Annotated in this window: 21 protein-coding genes and 1 pseudogene; 7 read left to right on the forward strand and 15 right to left on the reverse strand. The window is 65.5% G+C overall.

The window, feature by feature from the left end; translation table 11 throughout:
• Nucleotides 1-136: 136 nt before the first annotated feature.
• The gene (locus QMG52_RS02090; RefSeq protein ID WP_283558771.1) at nt 137-1,621 is read left to right on the forward strand and encodes a C40 family peptidase; all 1,485 of its coding nucleotides are present in this window, start codon (nt 137-139) and stop codon (nt 1,619-1,621) included.
• A 144-nt stretch (nt 1,622-1,765) separates the two neighbouring features.
• On the opposite strand, the gene QMG52_RS02095 is transcribed toward QMG52_RS02090, so the two are convergent.
• Complete coding sequence (locus QMG52_RS02095) at nt 1,766-2,815, reverse strand: universal stress protein (protein WP_502920428.1); 1,050 nt, start codon at nt 2,813-2,815, stop codon at nt 1,766-1,768.
• 180 nt (nt 2,816-2,995) lie between these two features.
• On the opposite strand from QMG52_RS02095, the gene QMG52_RS22090 reads away from it, so the two are divergent.
• Together QMG52_RS22090 and QMG52_RS02100 are read left to right on the forward strand one after the other, a co-directional pair.
• A complete protein-coding gene (locus tag QMG52_RS22090; protein ID WP_502920433.1) occupies nt 2,996-3,292 on the forward strand; it encodes a D-arabinono-1,4-lactone oxidase in 297 nt (98 codons plus the stop codon).
• A 3-nt stretch (nt 3,293-3,295) separates the two neighbouring features.
• Entirely contained in the window at nt 3,296-3,883 is a 588-nt protein-coding gene (locus tag QMG52_RS02100; RefSeq protein WP_283558772.1) for an FAD-dependent oxidoreductase, read from the forward strand.
• Between the two features lie 44 nt (nt 3,884-3,927).
• On the opposite strand, the gene QMG52_RS02105 is transcribed toward QMG52_RS02100, so the two are convergent.
• Nucleotides 3,928-4,599 carry a copper resistance CopC family protein gene (locus QMG52_RS02105; RefSeq protein ID WP_283558773.1) on the reverse strand — a complete coding sequence of 224 codons (672 nt, stop codon included), beginning with the start codon at nt 4,597-4,599 and terminating at the stop codon, nt 3,928-3,930.
• A 200-nt stretch (nt 4,600-4,799) separates the two neighbouring features.
• Here QMG52_RS02105 and QMG52_RS02110 point away from each other — a divergent pair, with 200 nt between their 5' ends.
• Nucleotides 4,800-6,242, forward strand: a complete 1,443-nt coding sequence (locus tag QMG52_RS02110) for an NCS2 family permease (RefSeq protein ID WP_283558774.1) — start codon at nt 4,800-4,802, stop codon at nt 6,240-6,242.
• 202 nt (nt 6,243-6,444) lie between these two features.
• Nucleotides 6,445-7,440, forward strand: a complete 996-nt coding sequence (gene hutG, locus QMG52_RS02115; RefSeq protein WP_283558775.1) for a formimidoylglutamase — start codon at nt 6,445-6,447, stop codon at nt 7,438-7,440.
• Nucleotides 7,441-7,660: 220 nt separating this feature from the next.
• On the opposite strand, the gene QMG52_RS02120 is transcribed toward hutG, so the two are convergent.
• The 6 genes from QMG52_RS02120 to QMG52_RS02145 all read right to left on the reverse strand — a co-directional run bounded on the left by QMG52_RS02120 (nt 7,661) and on the right by QMG52_RS02145 (nt 14,662).
• Nucleotides 7,661-7,960 carry a hypothetical protein gene (locus tag QMG52_RS02120; protein WP_283558776.1) on the reverse strand — a complete coding sequence of 100 codons (300 nt, stop codon included), beginning with the start codon at nt 7,958-7,960 and terminating at the stop codon, nt 7,661-7,663.
• Between the two features lie 106 nt (nt 7,961-8,066).
• Complete coding sequence (gene hutH / locus QMG52_RS02125; protein WP_283558777.1) at nt 8,067-9,641, reverse strand: histidine ammonia-lyase; 1,575 nt, start codon at nt 9,639-9,641, stop codon at nt 8,067-8,069.
• A gap of 70 nt (nt 9,642-9,711) precedes the next feature.
• Nucleotides 9,712-11,421, reverse strand: a complete 1,710-nt coding sequence (hutU, locus tag QMG52_RS02130) for a urocanate hydratase (RefSeq protein ID WP_283558778.1) — start codon at nt 11,419-11,421, stop codon at nt 9,712-9,714.
• A 157-nt stretch (nt 11,422-11,578) separates the two neighbouring features.
• Nucleotides 11,579-12,373 (reverse strand): IclR family transcriptional regulator, encoded by a 795-nt coding sequence (locus QMG52_RS02135; protein ID WP_283558779.1) that lies wholly within the window; start codon nt 12,371-12,373, stop codon nt 11,579-11,581.
• 261 nt (nt 12,374-12,634) lie between these two features.
• On the reverse strand, nt 12,635-13,747 hold the full coding sequence (locus tag QMG52_RS02140) for an LssY C-terminal domain-containing protein (RefSeq protein WP_283558780.1): 1,113 nt from the start codon (nt 13,745-13,747) through the stop codon (nt 12,635-12,637).
• A 39-nt stretch (nt 13,748-13,786) separates the two neighbouring features.
• Nucleotides 13,787-14,662, reverse strand: coding sequence for a spermidine synthase (locus tag QMG52_RS02145; protein WP_283558781.1), 876 nt, complete (start codon nt 14,660-14,662; stop codon nt 13,787-13,789).
• A gap of 182 nt (nt 14,663-14,844) precedes the next feature.
• On the opposite strand from QMG52_RS02145, the gene QMG52_RS21860 reads away from it, so the two are divergent.
• Complete coding sequence (locus QMG52_RS21860; protein WP_349361640.1) at nt 14,845-15,057, forward strand: hypothetical protein; 213 nt, start codon at nt 14,845-14,847, stop codon at nt 15,055-15,057.
• 11 nt (nt 15,058-15,068) lie between these two features.
• Here the strand turns inward: QMG52_RS21860 and QMG52_RS21865 are convergent, their stop codons facing one another.
• The 3 genes from QMG52_RS21865 to QMG52_RS02160 form a co-directional block, all read right to left on the reverse strand.
• Entirely contained in the window at nt 15,069-15,266 is a 198-nt protein-coding gene (locus QMG52_RS21865; RefSeq protein ID WP_349361641.1) for a hypothetical protein, read from the reverse strand.
• Between the two features lie 74 nt (nt 15,267-15,340).
• Nucleotides 15,341-15,712 carry a thiamine-binding protein gene (locus QMG52_RS02155; RefSeq protein ID WP_283558782.1) on the reverse strand — a complete coding sequence of 124 codons (372 nt, stop codon included), beginning with the start codon at nt 15,710-15,712 and terminating at the stop codon, nt 15,341-15,343.
• Nucleotides 15,713-15,716: 4 nt separating this feature from the next.
• Nucleotides 15,717-15,917 carry a ferredoxin gene (locus QMG52_RS02160; RefSeq protein WP_283558783.1) on the reverse strand — a complete coding sequence of 67 codons (201 nt, stop codon included), beginning with the start codon at nt 15,915-15,917 and terminating at the stop codon, nt 15,717-15,719.
• Between the two features lie 170 nt (nt 15,918-16,087).
• Between QMG52_RS02160 and QMG52_RS02165 the strand changes: the two genes are divergently transcribed.
• Nucleotides 16,088-16,576, forward strand: a complete 489-nt coding sequence (locus QMG52_RS02165) for a DUF5684 domain-containing protein (protein WP_283558784.1) — start codon at nt 16,088-16,090, stop codon at nt 16,574-16,576.
• A gap of 63 nt (nt 16,577-16,639) precedes the next feature.
• On the opposite strand, the gene QMG52_RS02170 is transcribed toward QMG52_RS02165, so the two are convergent.
• The 4 genes and pseudogenes from QMG52_RS02170 to QMG52_RS02185 form a co-directional block, all read right to left on the reverse strand.
• Nucleotides 16,640-16,951 (reverse strand): AzlD domain-containing protein, encoded by a 312-nt coding sequence (locus QMG52_RS02170; RefSeq protein ID WP_283558785.1) that lies wholly within the window; start codon nt 16,949-16,951, stop codon nt 16,640-16,642.
• A complete protein-coding gene (locus QMG52_RS02175; protein ID WP_283558786.1) occupies nt 16,948-17,727 on the reverse strand; it encodes an AzlC family ABC transporter permease in 780 nt (259 codons plus the stop codon). The genes QMG52_RS02170 and QMG52_RS02175 overlap by 4 nt, the downstream gene beginning before the upstream one ends.
• Nucleotides 17,727-18,131 carry a DoxX family protein gene (locus QMG52_RS02180; protein WP_283558787.1) on the reverse strand — a complete coding sequence of 135 codons (405 nt, stop codon included), beginning with the start codon at nt 18,129-18,131 and terminating at the stop codon, nt 17,727-17,729. The genes QMG52_RS02175 and QMG52_RS02180 overlap by 1 nt, the downstream gene beginning before the upstream one ends.
• Nucleotides 18,128-19,959, reverse strand: a pseudogene (locus QMG52_RS02185) (glycoside hydrolase family 15 protein). Before QMG52_RS02185 ends, QMG52_RS02180 begins: the two are co-directional and overlap by 4 nt.
• Nucleotides 19,960-20,008: the final 49 nt, after the last annotated feature.

Below are 20,008 nucleotides of genomic sequence, written 5' to 3' on the forward strand. Positions count from 1 at the left end.
CTCCGCCCTTAGCCCGCTTCTGTCGAAGCGTAAGCCTGCGGAGCAGCCAGGGAAACACCTCCCGATCGGAAGATCGCCCGTCTGTAAGCGTCTACAGACCTGTGCATTCATGCGCCGAGCCGTAGTGAGGTTATGAATGAGTTTGGCCCCGCGATGCACCTGGAACACTCGAACGCCGTCCGCCCTGGATGCCGGCAACGCGAAAATGCGTGTCATGGTCCGCGGCACGGCACTTGCCGCCACCTCCGTGCTGCTGGTCGGATCGTTCCTCTCCCCCGCACAGGCCGCGCAGCCCGCGGCCCCCTATTCGGCATCGCTGCCCGCCAGCCCGCAGGTCCCTTCCGCGGACGATATCGCCGCGGCTAAGACCAGCGAGGATGCCACCAAGGCGGAAGTGGTCAGGATCGAGTCGCTGCTGGACGGCGCCACTAAGAATCTTCAGGACACGGTCACGGCAGCCATGGGCGCCAATGACGGCTACACAAGCGCCATGCTGATCTCCCAGGACCGGCAGGCCGCGGCGGTATCCGCCCAAGCCCGGGCGGATGCCGCCATTAAGGCTTCGAGCAAGGCTAAGACTGAGGTTGGCCAGCTGGCCGGAGACCTCTACAAAAACGGTGGCATGACGCCGAGCGTGCAGTCCATGCTGAGCGGAGCGGCCTCGGCAGATTCTCTCTATCAGGCATCCACCCTGATGGCCTTGGGTGATTCCCGGAGCAAGACGTTCCAGAAGGCGGATTCCGCCGCGTCCACCGCCACATCACTCAAGGACCAGGCCGACGCCGCACGCAAGGCTGCCGACGACGCCACCAAAGCGGCAGAGGACGCCAAAACCGCTGCGCAGTCGGCCGCTGCCGTGCAGAAAACCGTCGTCGCCGACAACGCACAGCAGCGCACGACTCTGATGGAGCAGCTGGCCTCGCTGCACAACACCACAGTGGCCTTGGAAGATGCCAGAATCACTGCCCTGGAGAAGCAAAAGGACGACGCCCGACTGGCGACCATAGTCGCGGCCTCCGCGAACCAGCCGGCCCCGGTTGCGCCGTCAGCCGTAGCAGCGCCGAACGGCAGCAATCAGGGCTCCAGTAGCGCCGCGGCAGCCAACCCGGTCCCCGCCGTCAACAACCCGGCGCCGTCTCCCGCCAATCCGGCGCCGCTCGTCGTCGCACAGCCCGCTCCGGCGCCCGCACCGGCACCGGCACCGGCACCCGCGCCGGCACCCGCGCCCGCCCCTGCGCCGCCCAGTGGCGTCGGTACCCAGGGAATGATCAACTACGCCATGTCGAAAGTCGGCGGCCCCTATGTCTGGGGCGGAAACGGCCCCGTGGGCTTCGACTGCTCCGGCCTAGTGCAGCAGGCCTTCGCGTCGGTAGGCGTAAGGGTCGCCAGGGAGGGATCCGACCAGTTCCTCAATGCTCCGGTCAAGGTGCCGCTCTCGCAGATGCGCCCGGGCGATCTCCTGGTCTTCAATCAGGGGTCCAACGGCCGCTTCTCCCATATCGCCATCTACATCGGCAATAACCAAGTGGTTCAGGCACTGAACGAACAGGATGGCATCACCGTCACGAATCTGTCCTGGATGTCCGGCATGTCCCTTTACCCCTACGCCGGCCGGTACTGAGCGGCCAGCTACTGACCAGACAGCTCAAACGGCCCCGTCAGGTGCGGGACATCTGCCCCTTCGACACCGCGTTCGCCGGCTGGCTGTTATGACTCGGTGGTGGGTCGGTCGTGGTATGCCAGGATATCGTCGCGCCCGGAAGTATCAGCCCTTGAAGACGGGGCCGAACTCGGCGCGGTCCGCGAGGCGCGGATCGCCTCCTTTGTCCCGCACCACCATGACCGGGCCCTTCGCGTGATGCAGCACACCATCCGTCGTCGAGCCCAGCAGCATGCCGGCAAAGCCGCCGCGCCCCCGGGTGCCGAGCACCACCAGTTCGGATGACTTAGTCTCGCGGATCAATACCTCTACCGGTGGCCCCTCCACGAGCTCGGTTTCAATCAAGAGTCCGGGGAAATGGCTCGCCAGCCAGCGTTTGCCCGCCGCCAACTGTTCGTTGATATCACGGAAAACCGCGTCCCGGTCCAGGGGCGCGGGAACCCAGGACAGCGAGCCATTGAAAGGCGGAATCGCGCAGACCACGCGCAACGTCCGGTCTGCGCGCCGGGCCTGCTCGGCGGCCAGCAGTACGGCCAGACGGGCCCGGTCGGAGCCGTCGACCCCAACCGTCACGACATCGAGGACCTCCGCGCTGCGGGCGTTAATGTTAATACTGTCGGACTTGCCATGCCGACCGGAAGCCTGTTCTACCGGTTCCCCCAATCGCCCTGCACAGCTGAGCGGGACGGTCACCGTGGGGCACTTGGAATGCGCCGGCAAAGCGCTGCTGACCGAGCCCAGCAACCGTCCTACGAAGCCGCCTTTGCCGCGCGATCCGAAAACCAGCAGCTCCGCCGTCTCGGACATTTCGCGCAGGACACCTGCCGCGTCGCCGTTTTCAACGCGGGCGTCCAGCTCAATGTTGTAGTCGGCCACTTTGGCCGCCGCCTGCTGGAGGACGGCCTCGGCACCCTGACGGATAACGTCGTCGTCGACTGTGGCATAACCGCCGTCCAGCCCGGAAGCGGCGAAGATCGGAACGGAATAGGCCGTCACCAAATGCAACGGACGACGGCGGCGCTGCGCCTCACGTGCGGCCCAGATCAATGCGCAATTTCCCTGCTCCGAACCGTCAAGACCGACCACAATTCCGGTCGGCGCCGTCACCAGATCGGCGTGGTTATCGGCCTCGTTGCTGCCCGTCGTCTCATCCACGGCGTTGCTCCCTCGATAGCCTCTAATATTTGGCATGACAGCCTGGCCCCATTGTCCAAGTCACCTAAGTGCGACTATTGCCGGTTCCTGGGTTGCCGTCAAGTTTGCTGAGTACGGCGGAAGCCGACGACGGCGGCACTGCCGGAACGAACACGCAAGGTATTGCGTTCACCAGCCCTGATGGACTGCCCCTTTAGGCGTTTCCGTTGCCAGGAAAATTTGGCCGATTTCGGGGGACGGGCACATCCGGGGCCGCGGAATTCTCAGGACCAGACAATGTTCGGGGGACTCTTTCCAGAGTTTAAAAAGTTCTGTAGTGTTCGAGAAAATGCGGATCCTCTTGGCGTCGTTGGTGACGCCTGGGTGGGCCGCGTTCGGCCCGCATTTCCAACCGGCAATTCGTCCTGCTGCGTAGAAGCAGCTTGGCAGCGGCTTAACTGTCGGCCCTGTGCTCAAAACAGTTCGAGGAGGAAGTGATCCATGACGAGTGCGCCCAGGGGACCTGCCACGGAATCCACCACAACGGTGGTCATCGGCTCGGGTTTCTCCGGGCTGGCCGTCGCCAGCGAACTGAGCAGGCAGGGCGTCGATGCCATTGTGGTGGACGGGCTCGATTTCCTCGACGGGGGAGTGTCCGGACGCCGCGCCGAGCCGACGGACCCCGGTGCGCTGAGCGAGCGCAGCGACATTCTGCGACTGCTGCGCCACTACGCCAGTACGCACCATCTGGATGTGCGCAGCTCAACCCGCGCCGTTGAGCTCAGCCTGACCGCGGCCGGGACAGGCCAGCAGCGGAAATGGGTGATTCACACCGCGGACGGTCTCCTCCTGGCGGACAACATTGTGCTCACACGGTGCGCACAAAACCAGCTCCGGCGGATCCTGCTGTCGCTGGGCATCAAGATTGGCCGGGACGTTCTCACTGCCATGCGCGCGCTCGGACTGTACTGGGTGGGCGCCGGTGATCTGATCGCACCCACGACCAGGGAAATCCTGCGTCAGGTAAAGCTGGTCAGCCAGGCGATATCCGCCCGGAGCAGCACCGCTCCGCTGCCCGGACCGGCATGAAGACCGGGTCGAACTCCGCTCGGGGACAAGCCAGGCCGGCCTGCTTAGTCCTCTTTATCCAGCCGCCGCTTCGCCGTTATTGCCAGTCCGGCCACCAGACCCACCAGCACCACAATCATGCCGATCACGGCCCAAGGAATCCCGTCAGCCGAGGGCGCCGCGGGGGCGGCGGCCGGCGCCGCGGAGTCCGTTACCGGCGTGATGGGGACCTGCGTCCCAGCCGCGGCAGCAGCGGAATTTCCCTCGGCAGCGGTTGCCGTAAACGATAACGTTCCTTCGATCGCGTGGCTGTCGGACGACACTATCCGCCATAGAACCGTGAATTTTCCGGCCGGCGCCCCCGGTTTAAGCTGCTGCGTCACCTTCCCGTCGAGCACATCGACGGGGCCCTCAGCCCAGTCATTCCCGGCGGCGTCCTTCACCTCGATGGCCGAACCGAGCGCGCCGGGTGTGTTGTTCAGCGTAATCGTGATCCGTGCCGGAACAGTAGATACCGTAGAACCGTCCCCCGGACTCGTGGATTCCACCGCGTCATGCGCGGACGCCGCGCTCGCTGAACCGAACAGCCCGAGCAGGAGAACGACGGTGGCCAGTACGGCAGTGACGAGTCCGCGCCGAGAGCGTCCGCGCCTATGGGAACGCGCAGAACCGGCCCGTCTTTGGGAGGTCTTGCAGGTGTCCGGCCCGATGATCGACCGTTGGGTAACTCTGGTCATGACGAAGCTCTCCGTTAGCGGGGAATTTCCCCCCACGCTACGCCAACGTACCTGTCCGGAGCCAAGTTCCCCAGCTCCGGTACCCGTGCGGATCCTCACCGGCTCCCCGAGCGGAACGAATCCGCGCACGGAGAGCACCCGCACAACGCACTATTGTGAAGAGTCAGATAGTTTCTTTGCCTAGTGCTGGAGGGCATTCCATGGCGTCTCAAGGCTCCGCTCTTGACCGTTATTTTTACATCACCAAACGTGGATCCAATGTTTCCCGGGAGATCCGCGGCGGTTTCGCCACCTTCTTCGCCATGAGCTACATCGTTGTACTGAACCCCTTGATCCTTTCGGCGGCGGATTCCTCCGGCAATGCCCTCGGACTGGAACGGGTCGCTGCGGTGACCGCCTTCGTTGCAGGTATTCTGACGATCCTGATGGGTGCGTGGGCGAAGCACCCCTTCGCTTTGGCAACCGGCCTCGGCGTCAACGCGTTCGTTGCCATCACGGTCGCGACGCACCGCGGTCTGACCTGGCCGGACATGATGGGTCTGGTGATGCTCTCTGGCATCACCATGTTTATTCTGGTCGTGACCGGCTTTCGGAAGGCCGTTTTCAAGGCAGTTCCCGAAGGCTTGAAGATCGCGATCGTGGTTGGCATCGGGATGTTCATCGCACTGATCGGACTGGTGAATGCGGGCTTCGTCCGGCGTATTCCCGATGCTGCCGGTACCACCGTTCCCGTCGGACTTGGCGCTGACGGGAAGCTCCTGGGCTGGCCCACACTCGTCTTTATCTTCGGCCTGGTCCTGACCATCGCCCTGGTCGTGCGCAAGGTCAAGGGTGCCATCCTGATCGGCATCATCGCCGCCACGATCCTGGCCAACATCCTCGAACTCACACTTCACATCGGTCCCAGCTTTGATGGGAAAACCTCAAATCCTTCAGGTTGGTCGCTGGTGGCTCCGCAGCTCAGCCCGTGGTCGCTCCCGGATCTGAGCCTGATCGGCAAATTCGATCTCTTCGGTTCCTTCGCCCATTTGGGTGCGCTCGCCGCCATTCTGTTGGCGTTCGTCATCCTGCTCAGCATCTTCTTCGACGCCATGGGAACGGTGGTCGGTCTGGCGGGGGAAGCCGGAACCATCGAAAAGGACGGCACCATCCCGGATTTGGACCGCGTGCTGATGGTCGACGCGTTCGGCGCCGTCGCCGGCGGCGGTTCGTCGGTGTCCTCCAGCCAGATCTATGTGGAGTCCGGCGCCGGTATCGGCGAGGGTGCACGCACCGGTTTGGCGAGCATCGTGACCGGGCTGCTGTTCCTGGTCGCCATGTTCGTCACGCCGCTTATCAAGCTGGTCCCCTTCGAGGCAGTGGCACCGGCCCTCGTCGTCGTCGGCTTCATGATGGTCTCCCAGGTGGGCAAGATCGACTGGTCGGACTGGGGCATCGCCATCCCCGCCTTCCTGACATTCATTCTGATGCCGTTCACGTACTCGATCGCCAACGGACTGGGTGCGGGGTTCATCGCCTACGTGCTGATCCGCACCGTTCAGGGCCGGGTGAAGGACATCCATCCGCTGATGTGGGCGGTGGCGGCGGCGTTTGTGCTCTTCTTCGGTATCGGACCCGTCGAGCAGCTCTTCGGCGTGAGCTGACCACAGCCGCACCCGCGTCACCCGCCGCACCCGCGACCCCTATCATCGAAATCGCATTTGCTGCCATGTTTTTGTCAAACATGGCAGCCAGATGCGTCATCACTCCAAAAATATGGGGGCAGACCGGCTGCGGTCCGGGATTCCGGACGGGTGTTGCCGCGGCGCGGTGGCTTAACGGTCCGGTATGAGGTGAGGTGGAAGGATGGATTTCCCTGCTTTGATCATTGATACTCCCCCGCAGGCGTGGACCGGGCGCGACGACGGCGACGGCGCTGAGCACCGCCGCTGGTGGCAGTCCGTCACGCCCGCCCCAAGCGCGCAGACCGAGCCGTCCGGAATCAACCGTGCGACGCCGGCTTCCCATCCGTCGCACGATGCACGCCCGGTGGTGCTGCTGGGCTTTCGCAGTGAGGAGGGGGTGCACCGCAATCAGGGGCGGGTGGGCGCTGCGGCCGCTCCGGGGGAAATCCGCGCCGCTTTGGGTTCCCTTGCATTCCATGCCGACCGCCGTGTGCACGACGCCGGCGATGTCGTTGTCGCCGGCTCCGCACTGGAAGCCGGCCAGGAGCGCGCAGGCGCTGCGGTGACTGCCCTGCTGGATGCCGGCGCGTTCACCCTGGTCCTGGGTGGTGGCCACGAAACCGCCTTCGCGAGCTATCTCGGAGTCGCCGCCACGGCACGGGTCCGCGGCGGCGCGCGGCTGGGCATACTCAACCTGGACGCACACTTCGATCTGCGCGATGAGCCCGTCCCGAGCTCCGGCACGCCGTTCCTGCAGATAGCCCACGCCGAAGCCGCCAACGGACGCAGCCTCAACTACGCCGTCGTTGGCATCAGCGAACCGAACAATACCCGGGCACTCTTCCACACTGCGGACCGTCTGGACGTGAAATACCTGCCGGACGAGGACTGCACGGCGGAACGCACCCGGGAATTTGTCGAATCCTTCCTGGCCACGGTGGACGTTCTGTACCTGACCATCGATCTGGACGTGCTCCCCGCCTCGGTCGCCCCGGGCGTCAGCGCACCGGCTGCGTACGGCGTTCCGCTGGCGGTCATTGCCGCCGTCTGCCGCCAGGTTGCCGCGAGCGGCAAGCTGTTCCACGCCGACGTGGCCGAGCTGAACCCGGAGTTCGACATAGACCAGCGCACCGCCAAGGTGGCGGCACGGTTGGTCACCACGCTGATGGCGGGCTGAGAGCCGTTGCCGAGGCCCACGCAGTTAGAGAGCCCTGCTGGCGTCGCCGCCGTCGGCCGTGCCAACCGCCTTTACGCTGGCCCGAGTACCTGGTAGCCAAGCTGGGCGTTGTAGCCGTGGATTTCACGGGTGCCCAGGCAGCCTACCTTTGAGCCGGTCCCCGCGGCAGGCGCCGTAGTTTCGGTCATCCCCGCCGCCCGAAATAAGGGCGCCTTAAAGGTCACTGCATCCGGCGCACGCGGACGCCGTCGTCGGCCACGAACAGCAGGCGGTCTGAGGAGCCAAAGGGCCCGATCCAGAGGACGTTCCCGCTGAGCGAAACATCGTCGACATAGCCGGCGCAGACCACCTCGGCACCCCTGACGATTTCAACGCTTTCACCGATCACCAAGCAGGCCCAGCTCTTTAACTTCGCCCCTGCCATCGAGGGCTCCTTCGAGGCTTCCGCTCCCGGGATCAGCGTGGTGCAGTCCGCCGCTGCCACGCGATCCTGCCCGGTGGCATCAGTTGGGTCTGTCATGAGGCAACTCCTTCGTTGCGGGCACGATGATGGCGGGGCGCCGCACTCCGCCGGCAGTAGCGGCAGAGCGCGGCGTCGGGTCAGGCCGCTGCTTTCGGTCCGGGTGTTAGTTGAGCGGGCCGACAACGGACTCCGCGGCGGCGCGGATGGCACCCGCAGCGACCAACCGGTCTGCTTCCTCCAGCTCAGGGGAGAGGAACCGGTCGGCGCCGGGGCCGGCCACGCTCCCCCGCAGTACCGCAAGCACCGCGGCGGCGGCCGGTCCCGGCTGCAGCGGGGCGCGCATATCGATGGCCCTCGCCGCCGTCACCAGCTCGATGGCCAGGACGCGGCGCAGGTTCTCCACGGAACGGCGCAGCTTGCGGGCCGCGTGCCAGCCCATCGACACATGGTCTTCCTGCATTGCCGAGCTCGGAATGGAGTCGACCGAGGCCGGGACGGCCAGCCGTTTGCTGTCCGAAACCAGGCCCGCCTGCGTGTACTGGGCGATCATCAAGCCGGAATCAACGCCCGGGTCGCCGGCCAGGAACGCGGGCAAACCGTGCGAGCGGGCCGGATCCAGCATCCGGTCCGTGCGGCGCTCTGCAATCGAGGCGACATCCGCGGCAACGATGGCCAGGAAGTCCAAAACGTAGGCCACGGGTGCGCCATGGAAGTTACCATTGGAGCTCACACGCCCGTCCGGCAGCACTACGGGATTGTCGATGGTGGCGGCAAGCTCACGCGTGGCCACCAGGTAGGCATGGTCCACGGTGTCCCGGGCGGCACCAGCGACCTGGGGTGCGCAGCGCAGCGAGTAGGCGTCCTGGACCCTGCTGTCCCCGACACGGTGCGAGGCAACAATCGCCGAGCCGGAGAGGACGCGGAACATATTGTCCGCGCTCGCCGCCTGCCCCGGATGCGGGCGAAGGGCCGCATGCAGCTCCGGCAGGAACACCTGGTCCGTCCCCAGCAGGCCCTCCACCGACAGCGCCGCGGTGATGTCCGCCGTCGCCAGCAGTTCACGCAGGTCCGCGATGGCCATCAGCAGCATGCCCAGCATGCCGTCCGTGCCGTTGACCAGCGCCAGGCCCTCCTTCTCGGCCAGCACCACCGGCTCAATCCCGGCCCCGGCCAACAGGTCCGAGACCGGTCGCCCGGAGCCGCCGAAGAGCGTCCCGTCCGGTCCGGTTGCCTCGCCCTCGCCCATCAGCACCAGCGCGCAATGCGAGAGCGGGGCCAGGTCTCCCGAGCAGCCCAGTGAGCCGAACTCGCGGACCACAGGGGTGATCCCAGCGTTCAGCACGTCCACCATGGTCTGCACCACGACCGGACGGATGCCGGTGCGGCCGGAGGCGAGCGTCTTGGCGCGCAGGAACATCAGCGCCCGGACCACCTCACGCTCCACCGCCGGTCCCATGCCCGCCGAGTGACTGCGGATCAGCGATTTCTGCAGCTGGGTCCGCATATCCGCCGGAATGTGCCGGTTGGCAAGTGCGCCAAAGCCGGTGGAGATGCCGTAGGCCGGAACATCCGAATGCGCCAGCCGATCGATGTGGGCGCGGACCTTGGCAACGGCGTCCAACGCTTCCTGTGTGATGGTCACCTTGGCATCGTGGCGGGCGACGGCGATAACGTCTTCCAGCGTGACGCCGGCACCGGAGAGCAGCACTTCGCGGGTTTCGAGAACTTCTGTCGTCATGATTACTTACCTTCTGCGTTGTGTGGTGGTTCCGCCGATCGAGCGAGCACCAGGTGCTCCCTCGACGGGGTTATTTGCCTTCGGACATCGGGATGCGGACGCCGCGCTCTTGGGCCACCTCGATGGCACGGTCGTAGCCGGCGTCGGCGTGCCGGATCACGCCCATGCCCGGATCGTTAGTCAACAAGCGTTCCAGTTTCTGCCCGGCCAGTTCGGTGCCGTCGGCGACGGAGACCTGGCCGGCGTGGATGGACCGGCCGATTCCCACGCCGCCGCCGTGATGGATGGAGACCCAGGTGGCTCCGGACGCGGTGTTGAGAAGTGCATTCAGCAGCGGCCAGTCGGCAATGGCATCCGAGCCGTCCGCCATCGCTTCGGTTTCGCGGTAGGGGGAGGCCACGGACCCGGAATCCAAATGGTCACGGCCGATCACGATGGGTGCCTTGACCTTGCCATCGGCCACCAGTTTGTTGAACAGCACGCCGGCCTTGGCCCGCTCGCCGTAACCAAGCCAGCAGATGCGGGCCGGCAAACCTTCGAATTCCACATGCTTCTGCGCAGCATCGAGCCAGCGGTGCAGATGGGCGTTGTCCGGGAAGAGCTCTTTGAGCGCCTCGTCGGTGACGCGGATGTCCTCCGGATCGCCGGACAGGGCCACCCAGCGGAACGGCCCCATACCCTCGCAAAAGAGCGGGCGGATGTAGGCGGGTACGAACCCGGGGAATTCGAACGCCCGGTTGTAGCCGCCCTTGCGCGCCTCGTCGCGGATCGAGTTGCCGTAGTCAAAGACCTCGGCGCCGGCATCCTGGAATTCCACCATCGCCTGCACCTGGTTGGCCATCGACGTCTGGGCCTTTTTGGTGAATCCGTCCGGATCCGCACCGGCCTCACGCTGCCATTCATCCATCGCGATACCCTCGGGGAGGTAGCTGAGCGGATCATGTGCGCTGGTCTGATCCGTGACAATGTCAATCGTCAGTTCACCGGCCTTGTGCCGACGCAGCAGCTCAGGGAACACCTCGGCGGCGTTGCCGACATAGCCGACCGACAGCGGCCGCTTTTCCTCCTTCGCGGCGAGCACCTTGGCGACTGCGGCATCCAGGTCCGTTTCGACGTCGTCGAGGTAGCGCTTGCCGGCACGACGGCGCAGGCGCGTCTCGTCGACGTCGACAATCAGGCAGGCGCCACCGTTGAGGGTGACGGCCAGCGGCTGGGCGCCGCCCATACCACCGCAGCCGCCGGTCAAGGTCAGCGTGCCCGCGAGGGTGCCTCCCTGGGCTGCGAACTTCTTGGCGCCAATGGCGGCGAAGGTTTCGTAGGTACCCTGCAGAATGCCCTGTGTGCCGATGTAGATCCAGGAGCCGGCGGTCATCTGGCCGTACATCATCAGGCCCTCGGCCTCGAGGCGGCGGAATTCCGGCCAGTTCGCCCAGTCGCCGACCAGATTCGAGTTGGCCAGCAGGACGCGGGGCGCCCACTCGTTGGTGCGGAAGACACCCACCGGCTTACCGGACTGGACCAGGAGCGTCTCATCCTTTTCCAGCGTGGTGAGGGTGCGCGTGATCGCGTCGAAGGCGTCCCAGCTGCGGACGGCGCGGCCGGTGCCACCGTAGACCACCAGATCATCAGGGCGCTCCGCAACCTCCGGATCCAGGTTGTTCATCAGCATGCGCAACGGAGCTTCCGTCTGCCAGCTCTTCGCCGTCAGCTCGGTGCCGCGCGGGGCCTTCACCGGACGGGCGCCCTGGGAAAAATCGACGCCTCTGCGATCCTGTGCCATCTCGACTCCTAAAACTGTGTTGGGGGAAGAAAAAGTCTTATGTATCAATCAAACAACGTGAGGAGGCGCACACCAAGGAATTTTCCACGGGAGTCGTCCGGTATCCCAGACTCCAGACCCGCCGTGCAAGGGATGCTCCATTCAGGCCCCGAGCGGGTCAGACTGAGGGGCGGCCGTGGATCCGGTGCGAGAGATCGTCCGCCACCTTCTGCACCCGCCGGGCCAACTCGGGCCACCGGTCGGCCGGGACCTTCTCCTCCAAAAAGGTCACGGCCACTGCCGCCGTCGGCCAGCCGACGTGGTCCGTGACGGCGGCGGCCACGGACCCGAACCCGGCAGTGACCTCTCCGTTTTCGGTGGCGTAGCCGCGCTGCCGCACCTGATCCAGGTGGGACTGCAGCGCCGAATACTTCAAAATCGGGGAATCTGTTTCGGTGCGGCTGCTGAAAGCGGCCGCATTCGGATACAGCGCCCGCACCTGGGACTTCGGCAGAGCGGCCAAAATGGCCCTGCCGCTCGCGGTCAGGTGGCTCGGCAGCCGGACCCCAACATCGGTCACCAGCGAGGGCCGGTTCTTAGCACGTTCCTCCACGACGTACAGCACATCACGCCCGTGCAGGACGGCCAGGTGCGCACTCTCGCCGATCACGTCAACCAGGGACGCCAGCATCGGACGTCCCAGCCGGGACAATGGCTCCTGGCGGGAATACGCGCTGCTGAGCTCAAAGGCACTGATGCCCAGCCCGTAGCGTTGCTCCTCATGCAGATGGAGCACAAAACCGCTTTGTTCCATCACCCCGAGCAGGTGATAGACACTGGAGCGCGGCAGATCCAGGGCGGTGGCGATGGTGGATGCCGCCAACGGCCCGCGCTTGGAGGCCAGAAGTTTCAGAATCCGCAGGGTGTTTTCGGCCGCCGGAACCTTGGATGCTGCTTTGGCTGTGCCGCTCATGAAGTCCTCACTGTGGAAAAGCCCTAACGTGGAAAGTGGAGCCGAAGGGGACCGGCTGTCCGGGATACCGTACCCAAGCCTCCCCCGCCCGGTCCGTCCCATCAGAACAATGGAACCACTGGAGCGTCTGGAATACCAGATACCGGGCACAAACAGTCCCCCTCGCCGCGCGTCTCTCATCACAGACACCGATGCCCCGTGAGTGTGATCACAGGGTCATCGTCCGTGGTGAGCTGGGTAGCGGCACATTTTCCACAGATGTTAGGTATGCAGATGCAAGCAGCTACTTCCACGCTGAGCAGGGGGGCTCAACGTCCGCCAGCCGGGGCCTGGAGAGAGCAGAGCTGGTTGACGAAACCGCGCCTCTGCCGGTGGTCGTTGAACGGGAGAAAGTGACGACGACGGCGTAGCGGGCGGGGAGCGCCATGGAACCTCACCTTTAAGGACGTCCGGGCCGGCGTCCCGGGGGGCGCGACACGATGTGGTACTTGTCGCACAGTCCGTGACCGAACAGGTGGCGCCCGACGGCGCTCCCACATAGACAATCGGCAGATCTCCATCGGTCTCGATGGCATCGCCACCGCCGTTGCGGCTGTGATAGCCGGTGGAGAAGTGGCGCACGGTGTAGACCATGGCGTTAACGCTCCGCAGCGCGGCGACCACACGATCGCGTTCCTGATCGGTGTTCTCGGCTATTTTGTGGGTGATTTGAAAGGTAAACAAGGAAAGGCCCACCTTCCTGTCGAATGTCGCTGCCCCGACCAGATTAACGTCGAAGCCGCCGGGCAGTTTCCAGCCCGGCGGACACGACCAGAACCGCACATGGTGGCGCTGGGAGGGGCTCCCGTGCACCTGCTGTTCGAACGCCAGCGTCTGTTTAAGTCCAAAAACGAAAAGCGGGCTGACCGGTGCGGAGGGATAGCTGCGGCGCAGCAGCGACGCCCGGATGATGTGCCTGCTGCTCCCGAGGGTGACCGGGTCCGCCTCCGTCCAGCCTGCCGCAAGCATGGCGGCCTGCAGTTCCTCCGGCGCGCCGATTACCGCCAGGTTGACCGGGTCACCGAGCAGCCCGTCAACAGTCCGGATCCTGCCGATGAAATAGTCCGGGACATAGATCCGGGCGAGGATCCGGTTCAGCCGTGGTAGCAGGATGTAGGAGGCCAGCACCCAGATGGCCAGGAAACCCCAAAGCTGCCGGCCGCCGTCGTCGATCTCTGCGAGCAGGAGCCAGTAAATGGCCCAGCCGACAAACAGCGTGCTGACGAAGGCAAAGACGCGTTGGAGCCAGAGAACCGCGGTGCTGGCCGCCCGCCGGTACCAGCGCAGTTCAGCGCCTCCCGGACTTGGAGTTTGGGGAGTCCGCCGGCTGTCCATGGCCCCATTATGGCCGGGAACGGTGCAGCAGACGCCGGATCAGGGGGCAGATTTGTCCGTCAGTACCTGTGCCGTTCGCCCGAAGCTGCGCACCTGGGAGTCGTTCCACAGGTGGGCCGGTACTGCGCCGGCCAGCAGCTCCCGGGGCAGCGTCGGACTTTGGCCCAGCGGCGAGTCGCTGCCGGCAATGATGATATTGCCGTAGCGCCGGCCCTTCAGCATGGCCGGATCAGCAATGGCCGCCGTGTGCTGGAACGCACCGCTGATGGTCGCCGCCTCGCGGCGCGCCAGGGTCAATGCCGGGGCATCCCCGCAGTTGACGACGTATACCCCCCCGGGGGCCAGAACCCGTCGGACCTGGCCGATGAACTCCGCGGTGGTGAGCGGTTTCGGCGTGAATGCACCGGCGAAGACATCCCGGATGATCAGGTCGCGACTCGCGTCCGCCAGCGATTCGGTGACCAGCCGCGCCTCACCGACCCGGATTTTCAACAGCGGCGCACGAGGCAGATCGAACCAGCTGCGTACATATTCCGCCAGTTTCGCATCGATTTCCACCACGACGTTGCGTGATTCCGGATACACGGCCACCAGATAACGTGCCATGGAGCAGGCGGCCCCGCCCAGATGCAGCGCGCGGAGTTTGTCCCTGGACCACCCGGAGGGGACCGGCCAGCGGCTTTGAACCAGGGCCATGATCCAGCGCATATATTCAAAATCCAGCCGCAACGGATCCGCCAGATCCACGTGTGAGCTCTGCACGCCGTTGAGTTTGAGCAGCCAGCCGTTGGGGTTGTCGCCGTCCGGGATCAGCTCGGCCCGTCCGGTATCGATCTCATAGGTCCCCGCGGCCGGTCCCCCGGAGCCACCGGACGGCGACTCAACGCCAGCCTTGGGCGTCCGTTGCCTCCCCATCAGCGCCGTCCTCCGGCTGCGTTGGCGCCCGTTGCGGGGGCGCGGGCGGGTTCAGTGGTCATCAGGAAAGGTTAGCCGATTTCACCGCGAGATCGGCTACGTCGAGTAACGGGGGTAATGGGGAGATCTGCCCCACCAGTGTCCGCGTTGCCGGCAGGCGTGGGGCTCAGGAGCCGGCGGCGATGGCGAAGCCGTCCCAGCCCTTGGATCCAGCCGTCTGGATCGCCGTTCCCTCCAGCGCCGGGCTGGCTCCGATGAATTCCAGCGAAGCCCGGATGGCGGCCGCGTCAGGATCCGTTTCCGGGTGCCAGCGCCGGGCCCACCCGAATGCTCACCTTGTGTGCTGCGCCGGCGCGTTCAATGTTCCGGCGGGCGACGGCGGCGTGCCCGGGTGAGTATTCACAGGTCACCGCTGCCCGTCACCGCTGAACCACGCCAGCAGCATCAGGAGTTTGCCTGCCGTCGGCGCCACCTCGATCGGAGGCATCCCGGCCCGGCGCGCGGTGCTGACGGCCTGGTCCAGCGCATCGTCCCCTTTCACCAGTGTCCCGGACAGAAAGTCCTCCACCTGGAGCCAGCCGTCTTGAGCCTGATGGTCAACCATGGCCACAGCCTAGCCGGCATCGCAGGTGCTGAACATGGAGGTCCTCCGCGGGTCAGGGCCCTGCTTTGCGCACCTCAGATGTTCTTGAGTGCCCGTTCCAAACGGTCCACCTTGCCGGTCAGTTCGCCGCTGTGTCCCGGACGGATATCGGCCTTCAGCACCAACGAGACCCTGCTGCCGAACGCCCCGACGGCCTCCGTCGCGCGCTTAACGACCTCCATCACCTCGTCCCAGTCGCCTTCGATGGTGGTGAACATGGAATCGGTGTGATTGGGGAGGCCGGATTCCCTGACCACCTTCACGGCGGCTGCTACGGCACTGTGGACGGACCCGTCGTCGGCCGTGCCGTCAGTATCGGGCACGGGGCCGGCCGAACTGCCGGTGAGGACAGTCGGCGCGCCGTGCATTGGCGTTCCCGACGGGGCTACGGAGAAGGCAACAAGCATCGTTTCAGTCCTCTTCCGCCCACTCGATGGCCTGCGCCGGGCACAGGAAAATGGCCTTGTCGACGTTGCCGCGCTGCTCTTCCGGTGGCTCGTCCGTCTTCAACATGACCCGGCCATCCTCGGGATCCTGATCAAACACCAGAGGCGCGGCGATGATGCAGTTGCCGCTGCTGACGCAGCTGTAGGGCTCAATTTCAATTTTCATCGGTTGTCTCCTCCAAAACAGGACTCCGGCGGGCTGCAAGCACGCCCCTGTCACTCCCATTTTCCCCCATCACACCAAACCAGTCTACGGAGCCGGCCTGGAAGGCACCTTCCTTATCCCCGGCGGCCATCCATTGAGGACATGCGGAGAGCTCGCGTAGGGTCATACCCATGCATCCCTTCCCGCTGGCCATGGCTGTGGCCAGGACGAGCAATGGTTCCGATTTCGCCGCCATGATGGGCGTGCTTTTGCTGGTCCTCATGCTCGAGTTGGTCGTCTTCCTCGTGTTCTACGCCGCCTACGGAATTGCCTGGCTGGGCGTGTTCCGGAAGGCCGGCTATCCCGGCTGGGCCGGCTTTGTGCCGTTCTACAACACCTGGGTGCTAGCCAAAATCGGCGGCCGCAGGGAGTCCGATTTCTGGCTGACGCTCATCCCGTATGCCGGCATTTACTGGCAGGTACTGATCCTCAACAACGTCTCCAAATCCTTCGGCAAGGACAGCGCCTTCACCGTGGGTCTGGTCTTCCTGCCGTGGGTCTTTGCCGGCATACTGTCCTTCGGCGATGCGCGCTACCTGGGTCCGTCCTACCGCGATCCCCAGATGCTCGCTTACGGGGGCTACCCGCAGCCGTATGGGCAGAACCCGCCGCCGCCGTAACGGCAACCCGGCTATTGACCGGAGCCCGTGGCACAACTGAACCTGGAGCCCGTGGCCAGCAGTTCAGGCCCAGCCGAGGAGGCGCAGACCCGCCGCGGCGCCGGCTCCGACCAGCACCACCACCAGAAACGGCGCCTTGAACCGGAGGGCGACGGCGGCGGCCAGCAGCGCGCCCAAGCGCGCGTCGGTCACGAGGTGCTGGCCGCTGACCGCGGCGTTCAGCACCGTCAGCGCAGCCAGCAGTCCAATGGTTAGGGTGCCCGCAACCCGTGACATCCGCGGATTGGCCAGCACCTTAGCGGGCACCAGATATCCGAGCAGCTTCGTTCCGAAGGCCAGTGCCGCCGAGAGCAGGATCCATGGCCACAGATTCATGATGCGCCTTCCGCTGCGCCGTCGTCGTGGCCGCGTCCGAACCGTTCGGCTTGCCCGTGTGCCGCGGCGTCGTGGGCGTACGGTTCCACGTCGGGTTCCATGCCGTCGTGCTCGTGCCCGTGCCGGAACCAGCCGATCAGTCCGGCCACGACCGCGGCGACCAGAATGGGTATGCCAGGAGGAACAAACGGAGCGGTCAGCAAGGTAGCGACGGCACAGACGCCGGCTATCACCGCGGGCTGCCGTGCTTTGATACGTGGCCAGAGCAGGCCCAGAAATGCGGCGACGGCGGCCCCGTCCAGGCCCCAGTGCTTCGGGTCACCCAGGGCGTCGCCGACCAATGCGCCGCCGGCGGTGAAGACGTTCCAGAGGACAAACACGCCAATTCCGGCGACCCAGAATCCGCGGCGCTGCTCCAGCAGGTCGGTTTGTCCGGTGCCGGTCGCCGCGGATTCGTCGATGGTCAGCTGAGCTGCGGCAATTTTGAGCATGCCGCGCGGGCGCAGCAGCGCGTTAAGCTGCATGCCGTACACACCGTTACGGATCCCCAGCAGCGCCGCAGCGCTCATGGCCGCAAGGCCGCTGCCGCCCCCGCTGAGCACACCGATGAAGGCAAACTGTGACCCTCCGCTGAACAGCAACAGGCTCAGCGCCATCGTCTGCCAGAAGTCCAGCCCCGACGTCACGGATAGCGCCCCGAAGGAGATGCCGTACAGCCCGGTAGCGATACTGATGGACACGCCAACGCGGACAGCAGGCGATTTCAGAAAGGTCATCAGGCCCGGCGCAGCCGCCACGCCCACAGTATCAGGGGCACTTGAAGCGGCAACCGGACCGCATGGATCAGCCTCCCGCGCGGCGTTCCTCCCAATCCGAAGGCGCGCTGCAGAGCGGTGATGTGACCGGCGGTGAAGGCGCCGAACATCACCGCGGTGGCCGTCGCGGCAACCTTGCGCGTCGCCGGGATCAGGAGCCCGACGGCGGCGGCCGCTTCCGGTATCGCGCTCAGCGCCACCCATTCGTCCCGGCTCATCACGCCGCAACGGCTACCGGCATCCGTGCACAGCGCCGGCGGGACCACTGCGTAAAAAAATCCCGGATTGCGCAGGTGTGCCACGGTGCTGGCCCCCAGCACCGCCGCGAGTCCCAGGACCGGGTAGTTGATCCGAACCGTTTTCACCCCCGCGCTCCGTGCCCGGCAGAGACCAGGCTCAGCCGGTCCACACCGTGCAGGGCGTCGGCCGCGCGGACCAGTGCCAGATGCGAGAAAGCCTGCGGGAAGTTGCCCGCCATCCGGCCTTCGGAGACCGCGTACTCCTCGCTGAGGAGCCCGAGCTCGTTGGACAGGCCCACCAGGGCGTCCATCAGCCCGCCGGCATCGTCAACGCGCCCACTGCGCGCATACTGCTCCACCAGCCAGAAGGAGCACGCCAGGAAGGGGTGTTCCCCGGGTTCCAGTCCGTCCACCCCGGTGTCCGTGCGGTAGCGCAGCAGCAGCGCGTCGGGGGCGGACGCATCAAGCAGCTCCTGCTCAAGGCGCACCACCGTGCCCAACATTTTGTCGTCGTCGTACGCCAGAAAGCCCACTTGCGGAATGCACAGCAGGGAGGCATCGGTATGCGTGCCCCCGTACGTCTGCGTGAACGTGTTAAGCTCCGCGTTGAAACCGTGGGTAAGGATTTCTTCCCGCAGCCGGTCACGCAGTTCCTTCCAGCGCTTTACCGGCCCGGTCATGCCATGGTCAAGGACTGCCCGGACAGCGGAATCGAAGGCCGCCCACATCATCACGCGGGAATGCGTGAAATATTTCGGCTCTCCCCGCATCTCCCAGATGCCGTTGTCTTCCTCTCAAGGTGCTTCTCCGCAAAGCCGAGCAGGGCGCGCTCCAGGGGCCAGGAAAAGTGGTCCTCGGCACCGCCGGCCAGCCGCAGCTTCTCCAACGCCACCATCACCTCGCCCACAACGTCGGCCTGATACTGCCTCACGGCGCCGTTGCCGATCCGCACCGGCGCGGAATCTTCATAGCCCGGCAGGTGCGGCAGTTCCATTTCGGTCAGGTCCCGCTCACCGGAAAGTCCGTACATGATCTGCAGGTCCTCCGGATCCCCTGCCACCGCGCGCAGCAACCAGTTCCGCCAGTGCATGGCCTCGTCCGCGTACCCGTGGGTCAGCATCGCCTGCAGTGTCAGCGCGGCGTCGCGCAGCCAGCAGAACCGGTAATCCCAGTTGCGTGCGCCGCCGAAATTCTCGGGCAGCGAGGTGGTGGGAGCGGCGACAATGCCGCCCGTGTCCTCGTGTGTCAGCGCCCGCAGCACCAGTAGCGACCGTTTCACGGCAGGGGCGTACGCGCCATCCAGGGTGCATGCTGCCGCCCATTCGGACCAATACCTGAGGGTTTCAGCGAGCGCCACGTCCACCTCAATGCCGGGGGGAACCTGCCGGTGCGAGGGATACCAAGTCAGCTCCAGATCCACGGTCTGCCCTGCGGCAACGATGAATTCCCCGCTGTGCTTGTGGTCCGCGGCCACCGGCAGCACGTCCCCGCGCAGCACCAATGCGTCCGGCCCGGCCACCGCGAGCAGCACCTGGTTGCCTTCCGCATCGGGCATCCGGCTCATCCACGGGAGCACCGTGCCGTAACCGAAACGGATCTTGATTTCCTGGTGCATCCGCACACTGCCGCTGAGTCCTTCCACACGGCGGACCAGCGAGGCGCGCCTGTCGCCCACCGGCATGAACTCGGTGACGCGGACGCTGCCGCCGTCCGCGTGCCAGTCGGTCTGCAGCACAAAGGTGCCGTCAACGTAGCCGCGGCGCACCACGACGGCGTCCGCCGCCAAGGGCGCCAACAGCCAGCGGCCATTCTCTTCCGTACCCACCAGGGCGCCGAAGAGCGAGGGGGAATCAAAACGCGGGAAGCAGAGCCAGTCAACGCTGCCGGTGGGGGAGACCAGCGGTCCGGTGTGCAGATCCGAAAGTAACGCGTAATCCTCGATGCGTGATGCCATGAATCCATGCAATCACATCCGGCAGACGTTTCCCTCCCGGGCCGGTCCA

The organism is Paenarthrobacter sp. PH39-S1, assembly GCF_030063245.1.
Lineage (GTDB): Bacteria > Actinomycetota > Actinomycetes > Actinomycetales > Micrococcaceae > Arthrobacter_M.

Coding starts and splice junctions, on each gene's coding strand:
- QMG52_RS02135 (WP_283558779.1), bottom strand. CDS start 12,373: ATGAGCGGCACAGCCAAAGCAGCATCCAAGGTTCCGGCGGCCGAAAAC.
- QMG52_RS02110 (WP_283558774.1), top strand. CDS start 4,800: ATGGCGTCTCAAGGCTCCGCTCTTGACCGTTATTTTTACATCACCAAA.
- QMG52_RS02165 (WP_283558784.1), top strand. CDS start 16,088: ATGCATCCCTTCCCGCTGGCCATGGCTGTGGCCAGGACGAGCAATGGT.
- QMG52_RS02160 (WP_283558783.1), bottom strand. CDS start 15,917: ATGAAAATTGAAATTGAGCCCTACAGCTGCGTCAGCAGCGGCAACTGC.
- hutH (WP_283558777.1), bottom strand. CDS start 9,641: ATGACGACAGAAGTTCTCGAAACCCGCGAAGTGCTGCTCTCCGGTGCC.
- hutU (WP_283558778.1), bottom strand. CDS start 11,421: ATGGCACAGGATCGCAGAGGCGTCGATTTTTCCCAGGGCGCCCGTCCG.
- QMG52_RS21860 (WP_349361640.1), top strand. CDS start 14,845: ATGGCGAAGCCGTCCCAGCCCTTGGATCCAGCCGTCTGGATCGCCGTT.
- QMG52_RS02090 (WP_283558771.1), top strand. CDS start 137: ATGAGTTTGGCCCCGCGATGCACCTGGAACACTCGAACGCCGTCCGCC.
- QMG52_RS02120 (WP_283558776.1), bottom strand. CDS start 7,960: ATGACAGACCCAACTGATGCCACCGGGCAGGATCGCGTGGCAGCGGCG.
- QMG52_RS02175 (WP_283558786.1), bottom strand. CDS start 17,727: ATGACCTTTCTGAAATCGCCTGCTGTCCGCGTTGGCGTGTCCATCAGT.
- QMG52_RS02100 (WP_283558772.1), top strand. CDS start 3,296: ATGACGAGTGCGCCCAGGGGACCTGCCACGGAATCCACCACAACGGTG.
- QMG52_RS02145 (WP_283558781.1), bottom strand. CDS start 14,662: ATGGGGAGGCAACGGACGCCCAAGGCTGGCGTTGAGTCGCCGTCCGGT.
- QMG52_RS02105 (WP_283558773.1), bottom strand. CDS start 4,599: ATGACCAGAGTTACCCAACGGTCGATCATCGGGCCGGACACCTGCAAG.
- QMG52_RS02170 (WP_283558785.1), bottom strand. CDS start 16,951: ATGAATCTGTGGCCATGGATCCTGCTCTCGGCGGCACTGGCCTTCGGA.
- QMG52_RS22090 (WP_502920433.1), top strand. CDS start 2,996: ATGGACTGCCCCTTTAGGCGTTTCCGTTGCCAGGAAAATTTGGCCGAT.
- QMG52_RS02140 (WP_283558780.1), bottom strand. CDS start 13,747: ATGGACAGCCGGCGGACTCCCCAAACTCCAAGTCCGGGAGGCGCTGAA.
- QMG52_RS21865 (WP_349361641.1), bottom strand. CDS start 15,266: ATGGTTGACCATCAGGCTCAAGACGGCTGGCTCCAGGTGGAGGACTTT.
- hutG (WP_283558775.1), top strand. CDS start 6,445: ATGGATTTCCCTGCTTTGATCATTGATACTCCCCCGCAGGCGTGGACC.
- QMG52_RS02155 (WP_283558782.1), bottom strand. CDS start 15,712: ATGCTTGTTGCCTTCTCCGTAGCCCCGTCGGGAACGCCAATGCACGGC.